Source organism: Agromyces sp. GXQ0307 (assembly GCF_044769845.1).
Classification (GTDB): domain Bacteria; phylum Actinomycetota; class Actinomycetes; order Actinomycetales; family Microbacteriaceae; genus Agromyces.
In genome coordinates this window covers 380,279-400,824 of sequence record NZ_JBIZVY010000001.1, presented here as the reverse complement: position 1 = coordinate 400,824, position 20,546 = coordinate 380,279, and the positions used below count along the sequence as shown (strand labels likewise).

Here is a 20,546-nt window from a genome sequence, read left to right as displayed (position 1 = left end):
GACCCCCCAGCAAGCCCGAGTCACGGCGACAACCCGAATATCGCCCTGACTCGCCCCCAGAGCGTCACCGGTTACCCAGCCGGTGACGGATACGACTCCGATGGAGTGCGTACGACCCATCGTACGGATCCGGCGCGCCGTGCGAAGTCAGCATTTCGGGGGACATGGGGGACACGAGGGGCGCGAGCAGCGGCCTCCGAAGCCATCCGGAGCGGAATGTGGGGGACGTCGACCCCGATCGGGCGTGGGCGCCGCTCAGCGTGCCGACGAGGTCCAGCGGCCCGGACCGACCTCGATGCGCGGGCGCAGGGCGTTGCGCGGGTGCGACCAGTCGCTGCGCGGGGTCGGCTCGTGGTCGCCGTGCGCCTCGCGGACGGTTGCGGCGAGCACCGCGGTCACGGCGGCGGCCTGCTCGGCCGTCACGTCGCGCGTGAGGAACCTGAGGTCGAGGGCCTCACCGTCGCCCTCGGGGGATGCGCTGGTCATCGTGCCTCCTAGAGCGGGATGTTGCCGTGCTTCTTCGGCGGCAGGCTCGCCCGCTTGGTGCGGAGCGCGCGCAGCGCCTTCGTGACCGAGACGCGTGTCGCCGCGGGCTCGATCACGCCGTCCAGCTCGCCGCGCTCCGCGGCGAGGAAGGGGGAGGCCACGTTGTAGGTGTACTCGTTCGCGAGCTTGGTGCGCACGGCCGCGACGTCCTCGCCGGCCTCCTCGGCGCGCTTGATCTCGCCGCGGTAGAGGATGTTCACCGCGCCCTGGCCGCCCATGACCGCGATCTCGGCGGTCGGCCAGGCCAGGTTGATGTCGGCACCGAGTTGCTTGGAGCCCATGACGATGTACGCGCCGCCGTAGGCCTTGCGCGTGATGACCGTGACGAGCGGCACGGTCGCCTCCGCGTACGCGTAGAGCAGCTTCGCGCCGCGCCGGATGACACCGGTCCACTCCTGGTCGGTGCCGGGAAGGTAGCCGGGCACGTCCACGAGGGTCAGGATCGGGATCGAGAACGCGTCGCAGAACCGCACGAAGCGCGACGCCTTCTCGCCCGCGGCGATGTTCAGCGTGCCGGCCATCTGGCTCGGCTGGTTCGCGATGATGCCGACCGATCGGCCCTCGACACGGGCGAAGCCGACGACGATGTTCGGGGCGAACAGCGGCTGGACCTCGAGGAAGTCGCCGTGGTCGACGATGCCCTCGATGATCGAGTGCATGTCGTAGGGCTGGTTCGGCGAATCGGGGATGATCGCGTTCAGCTTGCGGTCGTCGTCGGTGATCTCGAGCTCGACCTCGGACTCGTAGACCGGCGCCTCGGACATGTTGTTGTCCGGCAGGAACGACACGAGGGTGCGCGCGTAGTCGAGCGCATCGGACTCGTCGCTCGCGAGGTAGTGCGCGACCCCCGAGATCGTGTTGTGCGTGAGCGCGCCGCCGAGCTCCTCCATGCCGACGTCTTCACCGGTGACCGTCTTGATCACGTCGGGGCCGGTGACGAACATCTGGCTGGTCTTGTCGACCATGATGACGAAGTCGGTGAGGGCGGGCGAGTACACCGCACCGCCCGCGGCCGGCCCGCACACGATCGAGATCTGCGGGATGACGCCGGAGGCCGCCGTGTTGCGGCGGAAGATCTCGCCGTACTTGCCGAGTGCGACGACGCCCTCCTGGATGCGCGCGCCGCCGGAGTCGAGGATGCCGATGATCGGCACGCCGGTCTTCAGCGCGTGCTCCATGACCTTGATGATCTTCTCGCCGGCCACCTCGCCGAGCGAGCCGCCGAAGATCGTGAAGTCCTGCGAGTACACGGCGACCGGTCGACCGTGGATCGTGCCGAGGCCGGTGACGACGGCGTCGCCGTAGGGGCGCTTGGCCTCCATGCCGAACGCGTGGGTGCGGTGCCGCACGAACTCGTCGAGCTCGACGAACGAGCCCGGGTCGAGGAGCTCGTCGATGCGCTCGCGCGCGGTCATCTTGCCCTTGGCGTGCTGCTTCTCGATGGCCGCCTCGCCCGAGGCCGTCACGGCTTCGTGGTAGCGCTGCTTGAGGTCGGCGAGCTTGCCCGCGGTGGTGGAGAGGTCGGGGCCGTCGTTCGTCGATTCGGTCACGCCGTTCACTCTACCGGCGCCCATCCGGGCCGGTTCGTTGACGGATTCCCACAAAAAGCCGTCGGCGGATGGTGGTGATCGCCACCGCCGCGGACACGCCGGACACTACCCTGATCCTCGACGAGGGGAGAGGTCGGATGGACTGGGAGCGATCGCGCCGGGCGGTGCCGAGGTTCGAGTGGCTCGATTCCGTCGGGTCGACGAACGACGTCGTCCGCGAGGGGGTCACCGGTCCGGATGCCGCGGGATGGCGCCACGGTTCGACCGTCGTGACCGACGACCAGACGCGCGGTCGCGGGCGGCTCGGGCGGACCTGGCTCGCGCCGACGGGGAAGACCCTCGCGATCTCCGTCCTCATCCGCCCCGGCGAGCTCGGCGGGGCGCCGCTCGCGCCCGATGCGCTCGGCTGGCTCCCCCTCATCGCGGGTGCGGCGATGACCGAGACCGTCCGCGGCGCGCTGGCGGCGGCATCCGTCGACCGTGGCGGCGAGGAGGACGGCACCGGCGGCGTCGAGGCCTGGCTGAAGTGGCCGAACGACGTCCTGGTGTCGGGGTTCAAGGTGTGCGGCATCCTGTCGGAGCTGATCGCCGACGACGCCGTGGTCATCGGTGCGGGGCTCAACCTCACGCTCGACGAGCACGATCTCCCCACGCTGACGTCGACGTCGCTCCAGTTGGCCACTGGCGTCCGACCCGACGCCGACGCCGTGCTCGCCGACTACCTCGAGCGGCTGCTCGGGCTCACCGCTGCGTTCACCGGCTCCGGCGGCGACCCGATCTCGAGCGGCGTCGCCGAGCGCGTGAGCGCGCTGTGCGGCACCCTCGGACAGCACGTGCGGGTCGAACTGCCCGGCGGGGGTCAACTCGTCGGCCTCGCCGAGCGCATCGACCCCGACGGTCGGCTCGTGGTCCGCGACGACGAGAACGGCGACGAGCAGGCTGTCGCCGCGGGCGACGTCACGCACCTGAGGTATTAATGGGCCTATGGGGCAGACGGCCGAGGTCCCCGCGCCCGACGGCGCGGAGCTCGTCGTGGCGCGGGTGCGACGCCACGGGCGCATCCTCGTGCTCCCCGCGCTGCTGCTCATCGCCGTCGCGGGGGTGACGGCCTACGCGGTGCCGTGGCTCGACGACGGATGGCCCCGCCTCGCGGCGATCGTCGGCGGCGCGCTCGTCGTGGTGCTCGGCAGCCTGCTGCCGTACCTCGGGTGGCTGAGCTCGCGGACGACCATCACCACGCGCCGGGTCGTCGTGCGGCGCGGGTTGTTCGTGCGGGTCCGACGCGAGCTCTGGCACCGCACCGGCTACGACGTCCAGGTCACGCGGTCGTGGCTGCAGCGCCTTGCGGGCTCCGGCGACGTGCGGCTCGAGACCGGACACGAGGTCGCCGTGGTGCTCCGCGACATCCCGGCACCGCTCGCCGTCCAGGCCGCGCTGCACGAGCTCATGGCCGAGGCGCACGCGCTCGGCGGGCCGGCGGTCGGGCCGGCGGCACGGCCGGCGGCGTTCGCGACGGCCGAGTCCCTTCCCTGGGGTGGTCGCTGAGCATCCGACGACGGGTTCGACATCCCTCGCGGATCCGGCGCGGAGGTGGAGCGCGTACTCTGGTCCGCGGCCCGCGCACGTCGGGCGGGCCGTCGGGCACGGAAAGGGCGAGACCACTTGGGCGAGGAATGCATCCACGGATTCGACGAGGGCCTCTGCGCGATCTGCTCGCCCCCGCCCGAGCCCGCGGCGAAGCCCAAGCCGGCACGTGCGACGCGACCGGCGACCGGGCGCAGCGCGGCACGTGAGCGGTCCGCCGCCGGCGGCGCCGCGGCAGGGGCGTCCGCCCGGTCGGGGCGCTCCACCGTCACCGCATCGGCGGCGCCGGTCGACGTCGGCGGCACGCGCATCTACCACGTGACGCACGTGGAGAACCTCGGCCGGATCCTCGGCGCGGGCGCCCTCCTCGCGGATGCGGGCGATCCGCCCGCGACGCCCGCGGTCGACCTCGCCGCGCCGGCCGCGCGCCGGTATCGGCGCAGCGCGACCGTGCCCGGATCCGACGCCACCGTGGCGGAGTACGTGCCCTTCCTCCTCAGCACCGACGCGCACGTCTGGGACGCGATCCGGACGGGCACCCCGGATCCCCGGCTCGCGGCGGAGGCCGTCGATCGGGCCGCGGCCGACCACGTCATCCTGGTCTCGTCCGTCGCGGCGGCGGCCGGGGCCCGACGCGAGACCGACGGCGAGATCGTGGTCAGCGCGACGGATGCGGCGGTCGGCGGCGCCGAACTCGCGGCCGACTGGCCCGCGGTCTCCCGGGCCATCGTGCGCCTCACGCTCGCCGACGACGGCGAGGGCCTTCGCGCGGGCGAGCTGCTCGTGCACGGCGCCGTGCCGCTCGAGCGGATCGCGCTCATCGCGGTGTCCAACGACCGCGTGCGCGATCGTGTTCGCGCCGCACTGCACGCGGTCGGGGCGAAGACGCGGGTGGCGGTCTACCCGCCCTGGTTCCTCGGCTCGGCGGGCTGAACCGACTCGGCGGCGCTCGCGCCGGAGGGCTCCGCCGTCGACGCGTGCGGATCGGAACCCGGTGACGTCGAGGACGGCACCGCGGGCTCGAGCGGTGCCTGGCCGACCGGCGGCTGCTCGAACAGCGCCCGCTGCGCCTCCTCGACGCGGGCGAGGTTCGACAGCCCGTCGCTCCGGTGGTGTCCGTAGACCCAGTAGCGGTAGAGCACGAACCGGAACGCCGTGCCGAGCCCGAGGCCGATCACGTTCGACGAGATGTTGTCGGCGAGCAGGCTCGTGAAGCCGAGCAGGTGGTGGCTGATCCACAGGCAGATGAGCGAGATCGCCATGCCGCCCAGCGAGACGACGAGGTACTCCGCGAACTCGCGCAGCACGTGCCGTCGTCGGTGCCGCCGGAAGGTCCAGTAGCGGTTGCCGAGCCAGTTGAACACGATGGCGACGCTCGTCGAGATCGTCTTGGCGCCGATGGCCGACTGCGCCCACGTGTCGGTGCCGAAGACCCCGACCCGCAGCGCATTGAAGAGCGCGACGTCGACCACGAGGCCGATGAGTCCGACGACGCCGAACTTCAGGAGGTAGGCCAGGAACCCGTGCCACGCCCTCGCCGCGAGGGTGCGGAGGCTCTCGGACATCCCCCGATCTTACCGAGCGCCGCGCCCTAGACTGGGATGTCGCGGCGACCGGCGCCGCGGGAACGGATGGTGCGTCACGTGCGAGTCGGAGTGATCGGCGCAGGGCAGCTGGCCCGCATGATGATCCCCGCGGCGATCGAGCTCGGCGTCGAACTGCGGGTGCTCGCGGAGGCCGACGGCATGGCCGCCGGGCTGGCGGCCGATCGCGTCGGCGACTACACCGACATCGACACGGTGCTCCCGTTCGCCCGCGAGGTCGACGTCGTGACGTTCGACCACGAGCACGTCCCGCAGGACGTGCTGCGCGCCCTCGTCGACGCCGGCATCCCGGTGCACCCCGGCCCCGACGCCCTGCGCTTCGCGCAGGACAAACTGCTCATGCGCGAGCGTCTCTCCGGACTCGGCCTCCCCGTGCCCGACTGGGCGCGCGTGTCGACGCCCGAGGAGCTCGACGGCTTCATCGCCGAGCACGGCGGCTCGGCCGTCGTGAAGACCCCGCGCGGCGGGTACGACGGCAAGGGCGTGCGCGTCGTGCGCGCTGCGGCCGAGGTCGCCGAGTGGTTCGCGGCGATCGCGGAGGACGGCCGCGACGGCGCACTGCTCGTCGAGGAGCTCGTCGACTTCCGCCGGGAGCTGGCCCAGCTCGTCGCCCGTCGCCCGTCGGGCGAGGTCGTCGCGTGGCCGCTCGTCGAGACCGTCCAGGTCGGCGGCGTCTGCAGCGAGGTCATCGCGCCCGCACCCCATTCGGCCGGTCGGCTGGCCGATGTCGCGGCCGACGTCGCCGTCGCGATCGCCGAGGGCCTCGGCGTCACCGGCGTCCTCGCCGTGGAGATGTTCGAGACCACCGACGACCGCGTGCTCGTCAACGAACTCGCCATGCGGCCCCACAACTCGGGTCACTGGAGCATGGACGGCGCGACCACCGGCCAGTTCGAGCAGCACCTTCGGGCCGTGCTCGACCTGCCGCTCGGCGGCACCGGGTGCCACGCCGACTGGTCGGTCATGGTGAACCTGCTCGGCGGCCCCGCCGAGGGCACGATCGCGGATCGCTACGCGGAGGCGCTCGCCGCGCACCCGACGGCCAAGATCCACAACTACGGCAAGGAGCCGCGCCCCGGCCGCAAGGTGGGGCACGTCACGGTGATCGGCGACGACCTGGACGACGCCGTGTACGAGGCGCGGGCGGCGGCGGCGGCGCTGCAGGACTGAGCCCGGCGCGGTCGCGCCATCCTCGCCCCGGAGCGCCGCTGCGGGGAACTCGCAGCCGCTGGCCCTACTATCGTTCGAGTGATCGAAGGCAACCCCACCACTCCGCTCGTCGGCGTCGTCATGGGCTCCGACTCCGACTGGTCCGTGATGAAGGACGCGTCCGAGCTGCTCGACGAGTTCGGCGTCCCGCACGAGGTCGAGGTGGTCTCCGCGCACCGTACGCCCGAGAAGATGATCGCGTACGGCAAGGAGGCCGCAGGCCGCGGCATCCGCGTCATCATCGCCGGCGCCGGCGGCGCCGCGCACCTGCCGGGCATGCTCGCCTCGGTGACCACGCTGCCGGTCGTCGGCGTGCCGGTGCCCCTCGCACGCCTCGACGGTCTCGACTCGCTCCTCTCGATCGTGCAGATGCCCGCGGGGGTTCCCGTCGCCACCGTGTCGATCGGCGGCGCGAAGAACGCGGGCCTCATCGCGGTGAAGATCCTCGCCACCGCCGACGAGGCGCTGCGCGACGCGCTCGCCGGGTACGCCGCCTCGCTCGCGGCGCTCGTCGAGGAGAAGAACGAACGGCTGAAGTCGAGCCGATGAGCCTCGCCGACAGCCCGATCCGATACCCGGACACCGGCTCGCGCCCCATCATGACGCGGCGCGGGTGGTGGCTCGTCGGCCTGAACATCCTGATTCCCGGGTCGGCGCAATCGCTCGCCGGCAACCACCGACTCGGGCGGATCGGCCTCGGGTCGACCCTGGCCTTGTGGGCGCTCATCCTCGTCGCGATCGTGCTGCGACTCGTCGCGCCCGCCGTGCTCTTCACGCTGGTGTCCAACAGCGTCTTCCTCTGGGTGATCGCGCTCGCGCTCGTGTTCTACGGCGTGCTCTGGGTCGTGCTCACGCTCGACACCCTGCGGCTCGTGCGCCTCGTCAAGACGGAGCCGTCGGCACGTGCCTGGATCGCGCTCTTCGCGGCGGCCGTGATGGTCCTCTTCTCCGGCGGGGCGGCATACGGCGCCTACGTCGCGACGACGGCCAGCGGCTTCCTCTCCTCCGTCTTCGTCGCCGGTCCGAGCGAACCGCCCGTCGACGGTCGATACAACATCCTGCTGCTCGGCGGCGACTCGGGGCCCGATCGCGAGGGCATGCGCCCGGACTCGATGACCGTCGCGTCGATCGACGCCGACACGGGGCAGGCCGTGCTCATCGGACTCCCGCGAGACCTCGAGGACGTCCCGTTCCCGTCGGATTCGCCGCTCGCGGCGGTCTATCCCGAGGGCTACGGGTCGATCGACGGGTGCGAGGTCGATGTCTGCCTCCTCAACTCGATCTACACCGAGGTCGAACTGAAGAGCCCGGAGATGTACCCGGACGCCGTGGCGCAGGGAAGCCAGCCCGGCATCGAGGGAATGCGGGACGCCGCGGAGGGCGTCACCGGTCTCACGATCCAGTACTACGTGCTGATCGACATGCAGGGCTTCGAAGCACTGATCGACGCGCTCGGGGGCGTGGACATCACCGTCGAGGAGCGGCTGCCCATCGGCGGCGACGAGAACCTCCAGAACGTCGACGGCTGGGTCGAGGCCGGGCCGCAGCACATGAACGGGTACACCGCGCTCTGGTACGCGAGGGCGAGGCACGGGACCAGCGACTACGACCGGATGGAACGACAGCGGGTGCTGCAGGAGGCGATCCTCCAGCAGTTCACGCCGGCGAACGTGCTGACGAAGTTCCAGGCCGTCGCCGAAGCGGGTGCCGAGACCGTGAAGACGGACATCCCCCAGTCGATGCTCGGCTACTTCGTCGACCTGGCGGGGAAGACGCGAGAACTTCCCGTCCAGACGCTGGAGCTCACGCCCGTCAGCGGGATCGACCCGGCGGAACCCGACTGGGACACCATCCACGCCATGGTGCAGGAGGCACTGGTGCCCGTGACCGCTGAGCCGACGGCTGAGCCGGTCGACGGCTGAGCGGCCCGACGGCCGAGCGGCCCGACGGCCGAGCGGACCCGGACCGGGCGAGCGCTCCCGGTCAGAGGTCGGCGTGAAGCTGCCACACGCGTTCCGCGGAATCCCGCCAATCGAAGGCGTTCGAGCGGTCACCGCCCGCGATGGAGAGGCGGTCGGCGAGGTCGGGGCGTTCCACGACCGCCGTCACCGCCGCAGCCAGCCGATCGACGTACCCGCCACCCACGCCCACCGCCACTGAGAGGCCGGCGTCGGCGGCGACCTCGGCGTACGCGGGCGTATCGGAGTGGATCACGGGCGTTCCGAGCGTGAACGCCTCGATGATCGCGGTGCCGTCGCCCTCATCGTGGCTGGGCGCCACGAAGGCGGTTGCTCCCGAGATCACGACGGCGAGTGCGCCGGCGTCGGCCGGGTCGATCGAACGGACGCGGTCCGGGGCGACGCCCGACTCCTCGGCGACGGTCGCGAGATGCTGGTCGCCGTACGACTCCGGCCCGATGACCACGAGCGGGATGTCCGGCACGCCGGGCCGCCCGAGCGCCTGCAGCAGGTCGATGAGCCCCTTCCGCGGCTCGAGCGTTCCCTCCGTGACGAGGTACGCGGAGGGCAGCCCGAACTCCCGGGCGATCGCCGACGCGGCGGTCGGGAGCCGGAGCCCGAGCCGCGGGCCGGTGCCGATGACTCGGATCCGATCGCCGAAGTCGGCGATGTCCGCCAGTCGTTCGGCGAGGGCGTGGGTGGGCACCACGATCGCGTCGGCGTGCTTGCGCGCCCGCTTCAGCATCGCCTTCTGCCAGCCCACCGAAGTGGACGTCAGGGACTCGGGATGGGTCCACGGGAGCACGTCGTGCACCGTGACCACGACCTGTTCGCCACCGGTCGTCCGATCGTGGCGTCGGAGCGGCGCGAACAGGCTCGGTGCGTGGATAATGCCGCCGCCGGGCGAGGTCGTGAGGCCGAACTGCCACGCGGCGGCGAGCTCCCTCCGCGCCAGGCTCGACTTGTAGAGCCCGGCGAGTCCGGGCAGCGCATCCATGACACGCTCGTAGTCGCTCGGCAGTGAGCTCGAGACGATGCCCTCCACGTCGCACCCGGTCGGCGCGGTCTCGATGAGGGCTCGGCTGAGCGCCTCGGTGTAACGCCCCGCGGGGCCGGGCACCGGTGCCATGAGTTGGTCGACGATCATCCGGAGCGTGGTCGGCATGCCCCTCCCTCGAGGTCGGTCGGCGTCAACTGTACCGTCGGCCGCCGGGGATCCCGCCGCCTCCGCGAGCGCTGTGGACAGCCGGTGCCTCGTGGACAGGGCAAGATGGATGGGTCCCCCCGAGCGAACCGAGAGTCGATGCCTTCACGTCCTGCCCCGCGCGTCGTCGCCGTCGTCGTCGCCTACAACCGTCGCGACCTCCTCTCCGAGGTGCTCTCGGCCCTCGCGGCGCAGACGAGTCGGCTCGCCTCGGTGGTCGTCGTCGACAACGCCTCCACCGACGACTCGGCGGATGTGGCACGCGCAGCGGCGCCGCTCGTCGACCTCGTCCGACTCGATCGCAACACGGGCGGGGCCGGTGGATTCGCCGCGGGCATGGCGACGGCGCTCGTCGACGGCCGGCCCGACTGGCTGTGGCTGATGGACGACGACACCGTCCCGTCGACGACGGCGCTCGCGGAGCTCCTCGCAGCCGTCGACGGGACGGACCTCGTCGTGGCGGGGTCGCGGGTCGAGTGGTTCGACGGGACCGAGCACCCCATGAACACTCCGCGGCCGAAGCCGTTCGCGACCGCGCGCGAGCGTCGCGTCGCCGGAGCCCGCGGCAACGTCCCGATCCGGAGCACGTCGTTCGTCTCGATGCTGGTCCGCGCCGACGTGGTCCGCGAGATCGGCCTGCCGATCGCCGACTACTTCATCTGGAACGACGACTTCGAGTACTCCACCCGTGCCCTCCGCGGCCGTCGCGGCGTGCACGTGCCCTCGTCCGTCGTGGTCCACAAGACGCGCGTGCTGGGCTCGACCGACGCCGATCCGGGACACCGCTTCTACTACGAGGTGCGCAACAAGCTGTGGATGTTCCGCCGCTCGCGCAGCCTGGCGCCGTGGGAGAAGGTGCTGTACGGCGGGTCGAGCGTCCTGCGATGGGTGCGCACGGTCATCCGCTCGCACGACCGCGCGACCCTCGCCGACGGATGGCGGCGGGGATGGCGCGACGGCACCCGCTTCCGCCCGCGCCCCAACGCCGTCGCGCTGGCCGGACTCGGACGTGCCAGCGAGGCCGTCGCGGCGGTGGAGGGCTCGTGACCGAACCCTTCACCCTGCTCATGGCGGTCTACCGAGGCGACCACCCGGTGCACTTCGCCAAGGCGTTCTCGTCGAGCGTCGGCGGGCAGTCCCGTCAGCCGGCGCAGGTCGTCCTCGTCCAGGACGGCCCGGTGTCGCCGGGCCTCGAGGGTGCGATCGAATCCGCCATCGCGGAATCGCCCGTCCCGGTGGTGCACCATCGGATCGAGCAGAACGCCGGACTCGCCGCAGCCCTCGATGCCGGACTGGCCCTCAGCGAGCACGACATCGTCGCGCGAATGGATGCCGACGACATCTCCCTGCCCGAGCGCTTCGCCGTCCAACTGCCGCTCATCGAGGAGGACGGCCTCGACCTCGTCGGGACCGGCATGCTCGAGTTCCTCGACGACGACGGTTCGATCGTCGGTCGCCGTGTGCCGCGGACGGGCCAGTCCGAGATCGAGCGCTACGCGCGGTTCCACGACCCGTTCAGCCACCCGACCGTCGTCTACCGGCGATCCGCCGTCGAGCGCGCAGGCGGCTACCAACCCCTCGGGCTGATGGAGGACTACTGGCTGTTCGCCAGGATGATCCACGCCGGGGCCCGTGTCGGCAACATCGCCGAGGCGCTCGTGATGTACCGCGTCGGCGAGGGGGCGTACGCTCGCCGCGGCGGGCGCGCCCAGTGGCGGAGCGAGCTCGCGCTGCAGCGCGCACTCCGCCGGATCGGCTTCACCACGCGCGTCCAGTACGTCCGGAACGTGCTCATCCGGGGGACGTACCGATTCGTTCCCGAACCGGTTCGCCGACGCGCCTACCGTCGCCTGATCGCCCGGGGCCACCGCACGGATCGCGTCTGAGCGCCCGACCCGTGGCGCTGTCGCGATCCGATCGCGATCCGACGGTCGACTAGGATTGCCCGGTGGCACGACCCCGGATCCTCTGCATCTCGTTCTCCGACCTCCGCGCAGACGCCCGGGTGCTTCGGCAGATCGGCGTGCTGCAGGAGTTCGGCGACGTGACCACGGTGAGCTACGGCTCTGCGCCGAACGGCGTCCGGCACCATCTCGAGATCGACCGCGCACTCCCATCGCTTCCGCAGACCGTCGGCGGAGTCCTGAAGCTCGGGCTCAGGGCATACCGTTCGGTGGATCTCGACGCGCCGGCGGTGCGGAGAGCCCGGGAACTGATCGGAACGGAGACGTACGATCTGGTCGTCGCGAACGAGGCGCGCGCGTTACCGCTGGCGGCAGCCGTCGCCGGCGACGCTCCGGTACTCGGCGACATGCACGAGTGGGCGCCGGAGGAGCGTTCCCACGTGCTGAGCTGGCGACTCCTGGTCAGCCCCTACATGCGAAGCGTGTGCAGGCGCTACCTCCCGCGCATCGCCGCCGTCACCACGGTCAACCAGTCGATCGCGGATCTCTATGCGCGCGAGTTCGGGGTCGTCGCGGAGGTCGTCCGCAACGCCTCCGAGTACCGCGACCTGTCGCCGACGGCGCTCGACGGAGAGCGGATCCGCCTCGTGCACAGCGGCGGTGCGGTGCCGGGCAGGAGCATCGAGACGATGATCGACGCCGTCGCGGAGTCCGACGAGCGGTTCACCCTCGACCTCTACCTCGTCGGCGCGTACGGGAGCGATGCGTATCTGGAGCAGCTCCGCGCGCGGGCCGAGCGAACCGACCGGGTGACGATCCATCCGCCCGTCACCCCCGATCAGCTCCCGTCGACACTGAACGGCTTCGACGTCGGCGTGTTCATCCTCCCGCCGCGGACGACCAACCATCGGCTGATGCTGCCGAACAAGCTGTTCGACTTCGTCCAGGCCCGGCTCGGTCTGATCTTCAGCCCCGCGGTCGAGACCGATGCGCTGATCGCACGGTACGGGCTCGGCATCACCACCGATGGGTTCGGGCTCGAGGACCTGCGGCGCGCGCTCGCCGCCCTGACCACCGAGCAGGTCGTCGCATTCAAGGCGGCATCCGATCGCGCGGCGCACGAACTCAGTTCGGCGCGCGATCTCGAGGTGCTGCGGAAGACCGTGGAGCGCCTGCTCGTCGGGTGATTCCGTCCGGTGCCGACCGCGGCCGGGCGGGTTCGACGATCAGGGGCAATCGACTTCGAACAGTCTCGCGTCGCCCTCGGCGGCGATCAGTCGGAGGCCCGGTCCCTCGGCGACATCGGTCAACCCCGGGTACCGGTCGGCGCGATCGTCGGTGGCGAAGATGAAGCGATCGCCGAAGTCGAGGATGTGGGTGACACCCAGGTCTGCGGCCGCCGCGCACGCCTCCGGCGTCCGATCCGCCAATCCCTCCGCGAGTTCCCAGTACGCGTCCGGATACGCGCCGCCGACGTGCGGGAAGACCGTTCGCCGGCCCGTGTAGGCGTAGACGAGTGCGCTGCCGTTCCAGGGGTTCCCGGCGACCACGGCGTCCTCGGGCACGAGGTCGGGCACCCGCCCGAGCAGCGCGACCTCGTCGCTCGAGAGCATGCTGCTCCGATCGGACAGCCGGTACGGCCCGGCCAGCAGGCGGCCCATGTCGAACGTCGATTCGACGTACGGGATCGCGACCGCGAGCACGCCGACCAGCGCCATCACCACGCCGCCCCCGGAGAACGACCGGCCGGGCGCGCGGTCCGGTCGCCGTCGCGCGACTCGCATCACCCACCGCGCGACGGTGACCGTTCCGAGAACGGCGAGCGGCACGCCGAGCACGGGCGCGATGGCTGCGAGGCGATACGCGTCGTTGTACCAGACGCCGGTCAGCGCGGTACGGAAGGCGCCCTGCGGAACGGCGATCGCGATCGTGTAGAAGACGACGGCGAGGAGCTGACCGATCGCGACCCATCGCAGCCTCGGACGGCGCAGCAGCGCCATCCCGAGGCCGATGAGCATCAGCCCGGACAGGACCCAGGCGGTCGAGAGGATGACCGGGGCGTTCATGAGGCCCTCGCGCACGGCGTCGGGGATCGTCCGGTCGGGTACCCACCCGTTGTCCGCCGTCGTCACTGCGCGGAAGGCCGCCACCTCGGCCGCAGCGAGCGCGAGCGCGCCGACGATCCAACCGACCGCGGCCCGCGTCCGACGGTCGGAGGGCGCGCGGCGGATGCCGAGAACCACGGCGCGGACCGCGAGGGGGGCGCTGAGGACGAACAGGCTGAAGAGGGCGTTCGGGTGCGCGAGCGACATCCCGCCGATCGCCCATCCGGCGAGGAGCAGGAGGCCCGCGGTTCGAAGGCCGAGCGTGGGATGCCGCTGCACGGCAGCGGCCAGCAGCGCCAGTACGGTCGGGAGGACGCTGACCGCGAGCAGGTTGGGGTAGAGGATCCCGAACCAGAGCAGCAGGCCGGGGAACGCGCCGAAGACCGCGCTCAGTCCGCCCGCCAGCAGCGTCGGGAACGCACCGCGGCCGAAGAGGACACGCCCGAGCATCACGCAGGCCGTCGTCCAGCCGAGGGAGGCGACGACGACGGCCATGACGTTGGTCGCCACGGTGACGCTGACGCCGCTCGTCTGGACGAGGAGGGCGACCAGCGCATGCCACGTCGTCGGGTAGAACCCCGATCCGCGACCGGGCGTGGTCATCGTCATCGCGGTGGGCGATGCGTTGCCGGTGTCCAGCACCCACTGCACGGCGTTGAGGTGGAACACCGTGTCGTAGCTCTGCGACGGATGGTCGGGTGCACCGATCGCCGGCATCACCAGGGCGAGTGTGAGTGCGGTGCCGATGCCGATCGCAGCGGCCTGCGCTCGGAACGGCCGCCCCCACTCGCTTCGGCCCGCGCTCGAGCCCCGCGGAACCACGAGCCATCTCCGCAGGCCGAACGAGACACCCGCGATCACGGCCGACACTGCGAGCGGCGGAAGGAGGGACCATCCGATGCCGAGACGCGGCGCGATCACCGAGGCGAGGGCCACCGAGGACAGCGTCGACGCCACGGCGACCGCGAGAAAGGCCACGCCGCGGAGCCGCAGCGCGGCGGGGACGGGCGCACCGATGCCGAGCAGCAGCAGGGCCGAAAGCAAGAGCGAGGGGAGGGTCTCGAACCAGGTCATGCGGGCGTGGGCTCAGTTCTCGTGCGCTCGCGCACGCGTTCGGGGATCACGGGGAAGGCTCCGATTCCGGAGGACGGTACATGCTACTCGACGACGTTCGGCGGCAACCGTGGGTTGCGTGAGAGGGGATCCGCGTGACCTGCCAGTCGGCGACGCGCCGGGGTGCGGAGTCCACCGCACCTTCGTGGCCGCCCGTAGGATGGCGCCGAGATCGCCCGCGATCGGGGGGTCGTGGGAGGGCGTCATGGGTTGGCTTCGGCGATGGTGTGCGGTGACCGCGATCATCGTCGGCGTGCTCGCGACGATGGTGACGTCACCGGCGTCACCCGCGGACGCCGCGGACGGGCGGGCATTCGACCCCGGGATGATCATCACGGACGAGGTGTTCTACGACAGTTCGTCGATGACCCTGGCTCAGATCCAATCGTTCCTCAACGCCCGGGTGCCGACGTGCGCCGGCGGATACGTGTGCCTCAAGGACTACCGGCAGACCACGACCAGTCAGCCCCGTCGCAGCGAGGGGTGCTCCGCCTACACGGGTCAGGCGGGCGAGTCGGCAGCACTGATCATCTACAAGGTGTCGCGAGCGTGCGGCATCAGCCCGCGCTCGATCCTGGTCCTGCTCGAGAAGGAGCAGGGCCTGGTGTCCGACTCGACGCCGTCGTCGCGCCAGTACCGTCTCGCGACCGGATACGGCTGCCCGGACACGGCGGCGTGCGACTCGCTGTACTACGGGTTCTTCAATCAGGTCTACAACGCGGCGTGGCAATTCAGGAAGTACCGGGCGAACCCCACGATCCGCGCATACCAGGCGGGTCGCTACAACACGATCTACTGGCACCCGAACACGGCGTGCGGCACGTCGCGGGTGTACATCCAGAACCAGGCCACTGCCGGCCTCTACATCTACACGCCCTACCGTCCGAACGCCGCAGCGCTCGCCAACCTCTACGGAGCGGGCGACTCCTGCTCGAGCTACGGCAACCGCAACTTCTGGCGGTTGTTCACCGACTGGTTCGGCTCGACCGGCTCCTACGCGGTGCATTCGCTCCTCCAACCCGTCTGGACCTCGACGGGCGGCGCGACCGGAACGCTCGGCTATGCGACCAGCCGACACGTCGCGTACTCCGACGGGGGAGTCGGACAGGAGTTCCAGCGCGGCTGGGCCTACGGCTCGGCGGCCACGGGCGCCTACTACACGCAGGCGTCGGTCGGTCGCTCCTACATCGCACTCGGCGGTCCGCCCGGTGTACTGGGGTACCCGACATCCAACCCGAAGCCCGAGCCGAACTCCGGTCGCAGTCAACGCTTCCAGAAGGGATGGCTGTACTGGTCCAAGGCGACGAGCATCCATCGGGTCTCCGGCAGGATCGGCACGTCGTACGCCACGCTGCGCGGACCGAGCGGCGTGCTCGGCTATCCGCTGGCCGCCGAGGTCGCGGGTCCCGACGGCGGGGCGGGGCAGCGGTTCCAGTACGGATGGCTCTGGACCTCGCCGACGACGAGTATCCACCGCCTCTCGGGTCGCATCGCTCAGTCCTACGTGACGCTCGGCGGCCCGTCCGGGCGGCTCGGGTATCCCGTGGCGGCGCAGGCCGCAGAGGCCGCCGGCTGGGTCAGCCAGGCCTTCCAGGCGGGTCGGCTCTACGACTCCTCGACGGGTGGCGGCATCCACTACACGCTCAGCGTGCTCGACGAGGGGTACCGTCAGCGCGGTGGACCGGGCGGTGCGCTGGGCGGCCCCGCCGACAGCACGCGCACGTACGGCGACGGCTTCGGGCAGCGCTTCGCCAAGGGATGGCTGTACTGGTCACCGGACGCCGGTTACCAGGTGGTCTCGGGGGCGATCGCGACCCGGTACGCGGCACTCGGCGGTCCGGCCGGTCGGCTGGGCTTCCCCGTCGCCGCACCCGTCACCGCCGACGGATGGACGACCCAGGCGTTCGAGAACGGCGTCATGCATTCCTCGAGGACCGGCGGTACCTTCGCACTGCTCGAGCCGATGGCCACGCTGTTCGCAGAAGCGGGAGGGGCCGCGGGCGCGTACGGCGCGCCTGCGGGCGACACGTCCCGCTACGCCGACGGTGGGATGGTCGGGCGCTTCACCAGGTCCACCCTCTACTGGAGCCCGGCCACGGGACTCGAACCGACCGTCGGCCGGATCGGGGTCTCGCACGCGGCACTCGGTGGGGGAGGCGGGATCCTGGGCTACCCCACCGCCCCGCAGACCGGTCAGGTCGGGGGAGGACTCGCGCAGACGTTCACGAAGGGCACGCTGTACTGGTCACCGGACTACGGCATCCATTACGCGCTGTCGGCCATCGACTCGGAGTACCGGCGCCTCGGAGGCGTGGGGGGAATGCTCGGGCATCCGGTCGACAGCACGCGGAGCCACGTGGACGCCGGCTTCGGCCAGCGCTTCCGCCATGGCTCGCTGTACTGGTCGGCGGCCACGGGCTATCGCGTGAGTCGTGGCGTCATCGACACCTCGTACCGTACCCTCGGCGGGCCGAGCGGTATCCTCGGCTACCCGGTGGCCGCCGAGACCGCGGAGGCCGGCGGCGGAGTGAGCCAGCGATTCGAGGATGGTTGGCTCGTCTGGTCGAGTCGGACGAGCATCGACCGGATCGCGACGCCGATCGGCGAGCACTACTTCGCCGTCGAAGGCGGAACCGGCGGATCGCTCGGATACCCGTTGGACAGCACCGTCTCGCCGTCGCCCGGCGTTCTCGAGCAGCGCTTCGAACACGGCAACCTGCGGTGGACGGCCTCAGGAGGCACCGTGCGATTCTGATCGGCGTCCCGCGGACTCAGGAGAGTGGACGGAGCACCGCATCGGCCGCCGCGGCTCCCACCGCGCCGAGTGAGGCGTTGCGCTCGATCCAGTCGGCGCGCCGTGCACGCTCCCGTTCCGCGGCCGCACTGCCGTGATGATCCAGCAGCTCGATCATGGCCTCGGCCACGGCGTCCGGTGTGAACGCCGCATGGAGGCCGAGACCGTGCTCGCGCACCAGGGCGGCGCCACTGCTGGCATCCGAACCGGCGAAGACGACCGGGGTGCCGCAGGCGGCGGCTGCGTAGGTCTTCGTCGGCCTCGCGAAGTCGTAGCCGAGGCCGGGGGTGATGCTGACCAGCGCGGCCACGGCGCCGCGGATCCACGTCGCTGCCTCAGTCGGCGGGATCACGCCGCCGAACGAGACCGCGTCGGGCGCCTCCTGTGCCGCGAGGCGGCGAAGATGCTCCTCGGCCGAACCCTGTCCGAAGAAGCGGAGACGCACGTGCGGGAACCGGGCACGCACGATGGGCATGGCGCGCACGAAGACATCGGCGCCCTGCCACTCCGACATCGTCCCGGTGTACACGAAGTACGGGTGCTCCGCACTCGCCGAGCGCCCGTCGGGCGTGAAGACACCGGTGTCGACGCCATTGCCGATCGTCGCGATCCGCTCGCGAGCGACGCCGAACTCGCCGATGCGCGCGGTCACCTCGTCCGAGATCGACAGGACCGTCGAGGCGCGCCGCATGGTGAACCCCTCGAGTGCGCGCATCGCGGCGACGACCGCCTTCGGAGCGCCGATCGCCGCGACGCCGTCGGTCCAGACGTCCGCCGCGTAGTAGGCGAACGGCCTGCGGCGGAGTGCACTCAGGACGGCGACGATGGCGCCGGTGGTCGGCGGCGCCTCGGCGATGGCGAGGTCGAAACGCGAGAACAGCAGCCTGAAGACCAGCGGGATGTCGAAGCTGAGGTACTGCGCGTACCCGCGGACGTTGCCGCCGGCGTCACGCAGCACCGGGAACCGCGAGATCTCGAGCCCCGGTACCCGGGCATCGCTCTCGGGTGCCGTCGGCGGCGGGGTCGTCGTCAGCACCTTGACGGTCGCCCGACGTTCGGTCAGGGCCCGTGCGAGCGCGGCGAGGCGGAATGCGCCCGCGCTGACCTCCGGGGCGAAGAGCCGGGTCGCGATGACGACGTGCCGTCCGTCGGTGCGACGCGACGGCCGGTTCACCCGATCTCCTCGCGCAGGCGGTCGCCCTGCTCGATGTACCGTGTACCGGTGCTCGGGCACACCCAGACGCCGTCCGCGTCCTGCTCGAGCGGGAAACCGGCTCGGCCGACCCAGCGGATCCGTCGGGCGGGCACGCCGGCGACGAGCGCGAACGGCGGAACGTCCTTCGTCACGACGGCGCCTGCGGCGACCGTCGCCCACTCGCCCACCGTCACCGGCGCCACGCACACCGCCCGCGCACCGATGGATGCGCCGCGCTCGATCGTGACGCCCACCGGCTCCCAGTCGGTCGCCGTCTTGATGGACCCGTCCGGAGCGATCGCGCGCGGGTACGTGTCGTTGGTGAGGACCACCGCGGGACCGATGAACACCCCGTCTGCAAGGGTGGCCGGCTCGTATACGAGGGCGTAGTTCTGGACCTTGCAGTCGTCACCCATGCGGACCCCGGCCCCGATGTAGGCGCCACGGCCGACGATGCAGCGCGCGCCGATCTCGGCGCCTTCCCGGATCTGGGCGAGGTGCCAGATCTTCGAGTCCTCGCCGATGCGGGCGTCGGACGCGACGTCGGCGGTGGCAGCGATTGTCGGCACGGTGGGTCCTTCCTCGAGCCGCGGGAAACGGGATGCGGCGCGACCGTCGCGCCTAGGGGGTGTCCGGAGTGTTCGGCGAGCGGTCGTCGTTCCGCTCGAGCCGCTCCAAGCGTACCTTCTGCAGGGCGACCTCCTCCGCGAGGGTACGGGTCTTGTCCTCGAGGTCGGTGAGTTCGGCGCTGTGCTGCAGGTTCACCAGGAAGAGCAGCACGATCGACACGAAGAACACGAGGTTGCTCGGCAGACCGACGCCCAACACCCCGGCGACCCACGACACGCTCACGGGGAACAGCGCGGCGACCAGGGCCATGAGCGACGCGAGGATCCACCAGACGGCGTGGCGTTCCCTCAGCCGGCGCCGCCGCATGAGCTCCACGACCGACGCGAGCGCGATGAGCGCGGCAGCGATCCCGAGCAGGTAGGTCATCGTGCTCACGGCTGCGCCTCCAGGGACGGGACTTCCACTCTGGGGCGGGTCATCGCGAACGCGAGTGCCATGGTCGCACGGGCGAGGTAGACGGCCGCCTTCAGAGGATGGTGCGACGGGACGCCACCCTGGCGTTCACGCATGGCGACCGGGACCTGGCGGATCGTCAGGCCCGAACGGGCCGCGATGACGAGCGCTTCGATGGTGTCACCGAGGTACTCGGCCGGGTAGGTGTCGGCGAACAGGGCGATCGCGCGCGGGCCGGTCGCCTTGAATCCGCTCGTGGCATCCGTGAGTCTCGTCTTCGAGACACGGCCGACGACGGTGGCGAACAGCTTCATCGCCCATCGGCGGGGGCCGCGGGCGGCGTACTCGCCTTCGCCCGCGAAACGCGCCCCGATGACGATGTCGGCGTGCTCGAGCTCGGCCACGAGGCGCGGCACGTCTCGCGGGTCGTGCTGGCCGTCCGCGTCGACCTGGATCACGGCGCGGTGGCCTTCACGGACCGCGTAGCGGAACCCTGCCCGCATCGCTCCGCCGACGCCGAGGTTGAAGGGGAGTTCGACGACGATCGCGCCCTTCGCGCGGGCGACCTCGACCGTGGCATCCGTCGAACCGTCGCTCACGACGAGGCAGGCCATGTCGGGGAGCGCTCGAGCGATCTCGTCGAGCAACGGGCCGAGCGCTTGCTCCTCGTTGTACGCAGGCAGCACGATGATCGGGCGCTGCGGAGTGGAGGGCATGAGTGCGATCCTAGCAATCGGGGGACCGCGCCCTGCTCGCG

Annotated in this window: 19 protein-coding genes; 10 read left to right on the top strand and 9 right to left on the bottom strand. The window is 71.3% G+C overall.

From position 1 onward, the window contains the following. Positions 1-255: 255 nt before the first annotated feature. Together ACIQH8_RS01855 and ACIQH8_RS01850 are read right to left on the bottom strand one after the other, a co-directional pair. A complete protein-coding gene (locus ACIQH8_RS01855; RefSeq protein WP_400994055.1) occupies positions 256-486 on the bottom strand; it encodes an acyl-CoA carboxylase epsilon subunit in 231 nt (76 codons plus the stop codon). Positions 487-494: 8 nt separating this feature from the next. Beyond that, the gene (locus tag ACIQH8_RS01850; protein WP_155051965.1) at positions 495-2,120 is read right to left on the bottom strand and encodes an acyl-CoA carboxylase subunit beta; all 1,626 of its coding nucleotides are present in this window, start codon (positions 2,118-2,120) and stop codon (positions 495-497) included. 113 nt (positions 2,121-2,233) lie between these two features. Between ACIQH8_RS01850 and ACIQH8_RS01845 the strand changes: the two genes are divergently transcribed. The 3 genes from ACIQH8_RS01845 to ACIQH8_RS01835 all read left to right on the top strand — a co-directional run bounded on the left by ACIQH8_RS01845 (position 2,234) and on the right by ACIQH8_RS01835 (position 4,613). Beyond that, a complete protein-coding gene (locus tag ACIQH8_RS01845) occupies positions 2,234-3,073 on the top strand; it encodes a biotin--[acetyl-CoA-carboxylase] ligase (RefSeq protein ID WP_400994053.1) in 840 nt (279 codons plus the stop codon). Positions 3,074-3,080: 7 nt separating this feature from the next. Next, complete coding sequence (locus ACIQH8_RS01840) at positions 3,081-3,641, top strand: PH domain-containing protein (RefSeq protein ID WP_400994051.1); 561 nt, start codon at positions 3,081-3,083, stop codon at positions 3,639-3,641. 117 nt (positions 3,642-3,758) lie between these two features. Beyond that, complete coding sequence (locus ACIQH8_RS01835; RefSeq protein ID WP_400994049.1) at positions 3,759-4,613, top strand: DarT ssDNA thymidine ADP-ribosyltransferase family protein; 855 nt, start codon at positions 3,759-3,761, stop codon at positions 4,611-4,613. On the opposite strand, the gene ACIQH8_RS01830 is transcribed toward ACIQH8_RS01835, so the two are convergent. Beyond that, complete coding sequence (locus ACIQH8_RS01830) at positions 4,580-5,245, bottom strand: GtrA family protein (protein WP_400994046.1); 666 nt, start codon at positions 5,243-5,245, stop codon at positions 4,580-4,582. The genes ACIQH8_RS01835 and ACIQH8_RS01830 overlap by 34 nt on opposite strands. 66 nt (positions 5,246-5,311) lie before the next feature. Here ACIQH8_RS01830 and ACIQH8_RS01825 point away from each other — a divergent pair, with 66 nt between their 5' ends. The 3 genes from ACIQH8_RS01825 to ACIQH8_RS01815 all read left to right on the top strand — a co-directional run bounded on the left by ACIQH8_RS01825 (position 5,312) and on the right by ACIQH8_RS01815 (position 8,415). Beyond that, on the top strand, positions 5,312-6,454 hold the full coding sequence (locus ACIQH8_RS01825; protein ID WP_400995675.1) for a 5-(carboxyamino)imidazole ribonucleotide synthase: 1,143 nt from the start codon (positions 5,312-5,314) through the stop codon (positions 6,452-6,454). Between the two features lie 120 nt (positions 6,455-6,574). After that, entirely contained in the window at positions 6,575-7,042 is a 468-nt protein-coding gene (gene purE / locus ACIQH8_RS01820) for a 5-(carboxyamino)imidazole ribonucleotide mutase (RefSeq protein WP_400995672.1), read from the top strand. Beyond that, positions 7,039-8,415, top strand: coding sequence for an LCP family protein (locus ACIQH8_RS01815; RefSeq protein WP_400994044.1), 1,377 nt, complete (start codon positions 7,039-7,041; stop codon positions 8,413-8,415). The genes purE and ACIQH8_RS01815 overlap by 4 nt, the downstream gene beginning before the upstream one ends. A 61-nt stretch (positions 8,416-8,476) precedes the next feature. Here the strand turns inward: ACIQH8_RS01815 and ACIQH8_RS01810 are convergent, their stop codons facing one another. Then, a complete protein-coding gene (locus ACIQH8_RS01810) occupies positions 8,477-9,616 on the bottom strand; it encodes a glycosyltransferase (RefSeq protein ID WP_400994041.1) in 1,140 nt (379 codons plus the stop codon). Between the two features lie 138 nt (positions 9,617-9,754). Between ACIQH8_RS01810 and ACIQH8_RS01805 the strand changes: the two genes are divergently transcribed. The 3 genes from ACIQH8_RS01805 to ACIQH8_RS01795 all read left to right on the top strand — a co-directional run bounded on the left by ACIQH8_RS01805 (position 9,755) and on the right by ACIQH8_RS01795 (position 12,746). Next, positions 9,755-10,702, top strand: a complete 948-nt coding sequence (locus tag ACIQH8_RS01805) for a glycosyltransferase (protein ID WP_400994038.1) — start codon at positions 9,755-9,757, stop codon at positions 10,700-10,702. Continuing rightward, positions 10,699-11,541, top strand: a complete 843-nt coding sequence (locus ACIQH8_RS01800; RefSeq protein ID WP_400994036.1) for a glycosyltransferase — start codon at positions 10,699-10,701, stop codon at positions 11,539-11,541. The genes ACIQH8_RS01805 and ACIQH8_RS01800 overlap by 4 nt, the downstream gene beginning before the upstream one ends. A gap of 62 nt (positions 11,542-11,603) precedes the next feature. Then, complete coding sequence (locus ACIQH8_RS01795) at positions 11,604-12,746, top strand: glycosyltransferase (RefSeq protein ID WP_400994034.1); 1,143 nt, start codon at positions 11,604-11,606, stop codon at positions 12,744-12,746. A gap of 39 nt (positions 12,747-12,785) precedes the next feature. On the opposite strand, the gene ACIQH8_RS01790 is transcribed toward ACIQH8_RS01795, so the two are convergent. Further along, a complete protein-coding gene (locus ACIQH8_RS01790; protein WP_400994031.1) occupies positions 12,786-14,738 on the bottom strand; it encodes a DUF6541 family protein in 1,953 nt (650 codons plus the stop codon). A gap of 271 nt (positions 14,739-15,009) precedes the next feature. Here ACIQH8_RS01790 and ACIQH8_RS01785 point away from each other — a divergent pair, with 271 nt between their 5' ends. After that, complete coding sequence (locus ACIQH8_RS01785; RefSeq protein ID WP_400994029.1) at positions 15,010-17,532, top strand: LGFP repeat-containing protein; 2,523 nt, start codon at positions 15,010-15,012, stop codon at positions 17,530-17,532. Between the two features lie 16 nt (positions 17,533-17,548). On the opposite strand, the gene ACIQH8_RS01780 is transcribed toward ACIQH8_RS01785, so the two are convergent. The 4 genes from ACIQH8_RS01780 to ACIQH8_RS01765 are packed head-to-tail and all read right to left on the bottom strand — an operon-like array spanning position 17,549 to position 20,505. Next, complete coding sequence (locus ACIQH8_RS01780) at positions 17,549-18,745, bottom strand: glycosyltransferase (protein ID WP_400994028.1); 1,197 nt, start codon at positions 18,743-18,745, stop codon at positions 17,549-17,551. Continuing rightward, positions 18,742-19,335: an acyltransferase gene (locus tag ACIQH8_RS01775; RefSeq protein ID WP_400994026.1), complete on the bottom strand. Its 594-nt coding sequence runs from the start codon at positions 19,333-19,335 to the stop codon at positions 18,742-18,744. The genes ACIQH8_RS01780 and ACIQH8_RS01775 overlap by 4 nt, the downstream gene beginning before the upstream one ends. A gap of 52 nt (positions 19,336-19,387) precedes the next feature. Continuing rightward, a complete protein-coding gene (locus tag ACIQH8_RS01770; protein ID WP_400995670.1) occupies positions 19,388-19,762 on the bottom strand; it encodes a DUF2304 domain-containing protein in 375 nt (124 codons plus the stop codon). A gap of 5 nt (positions 19,763-19,767) precedes the next feature. Next, positions 19,768-20,505, bottom strand: coding sequence for a glycosyltransferase family 2 protein (locus tag ACIQH8_RS01765; protein WP_400994025.1), 738 nt, complete (start codon positions 20,503-20,505; stop codon positions 19,768-19,770). Between the last annotated feature and the right edge of the window lie 41 nt (positions 20,506-20,546).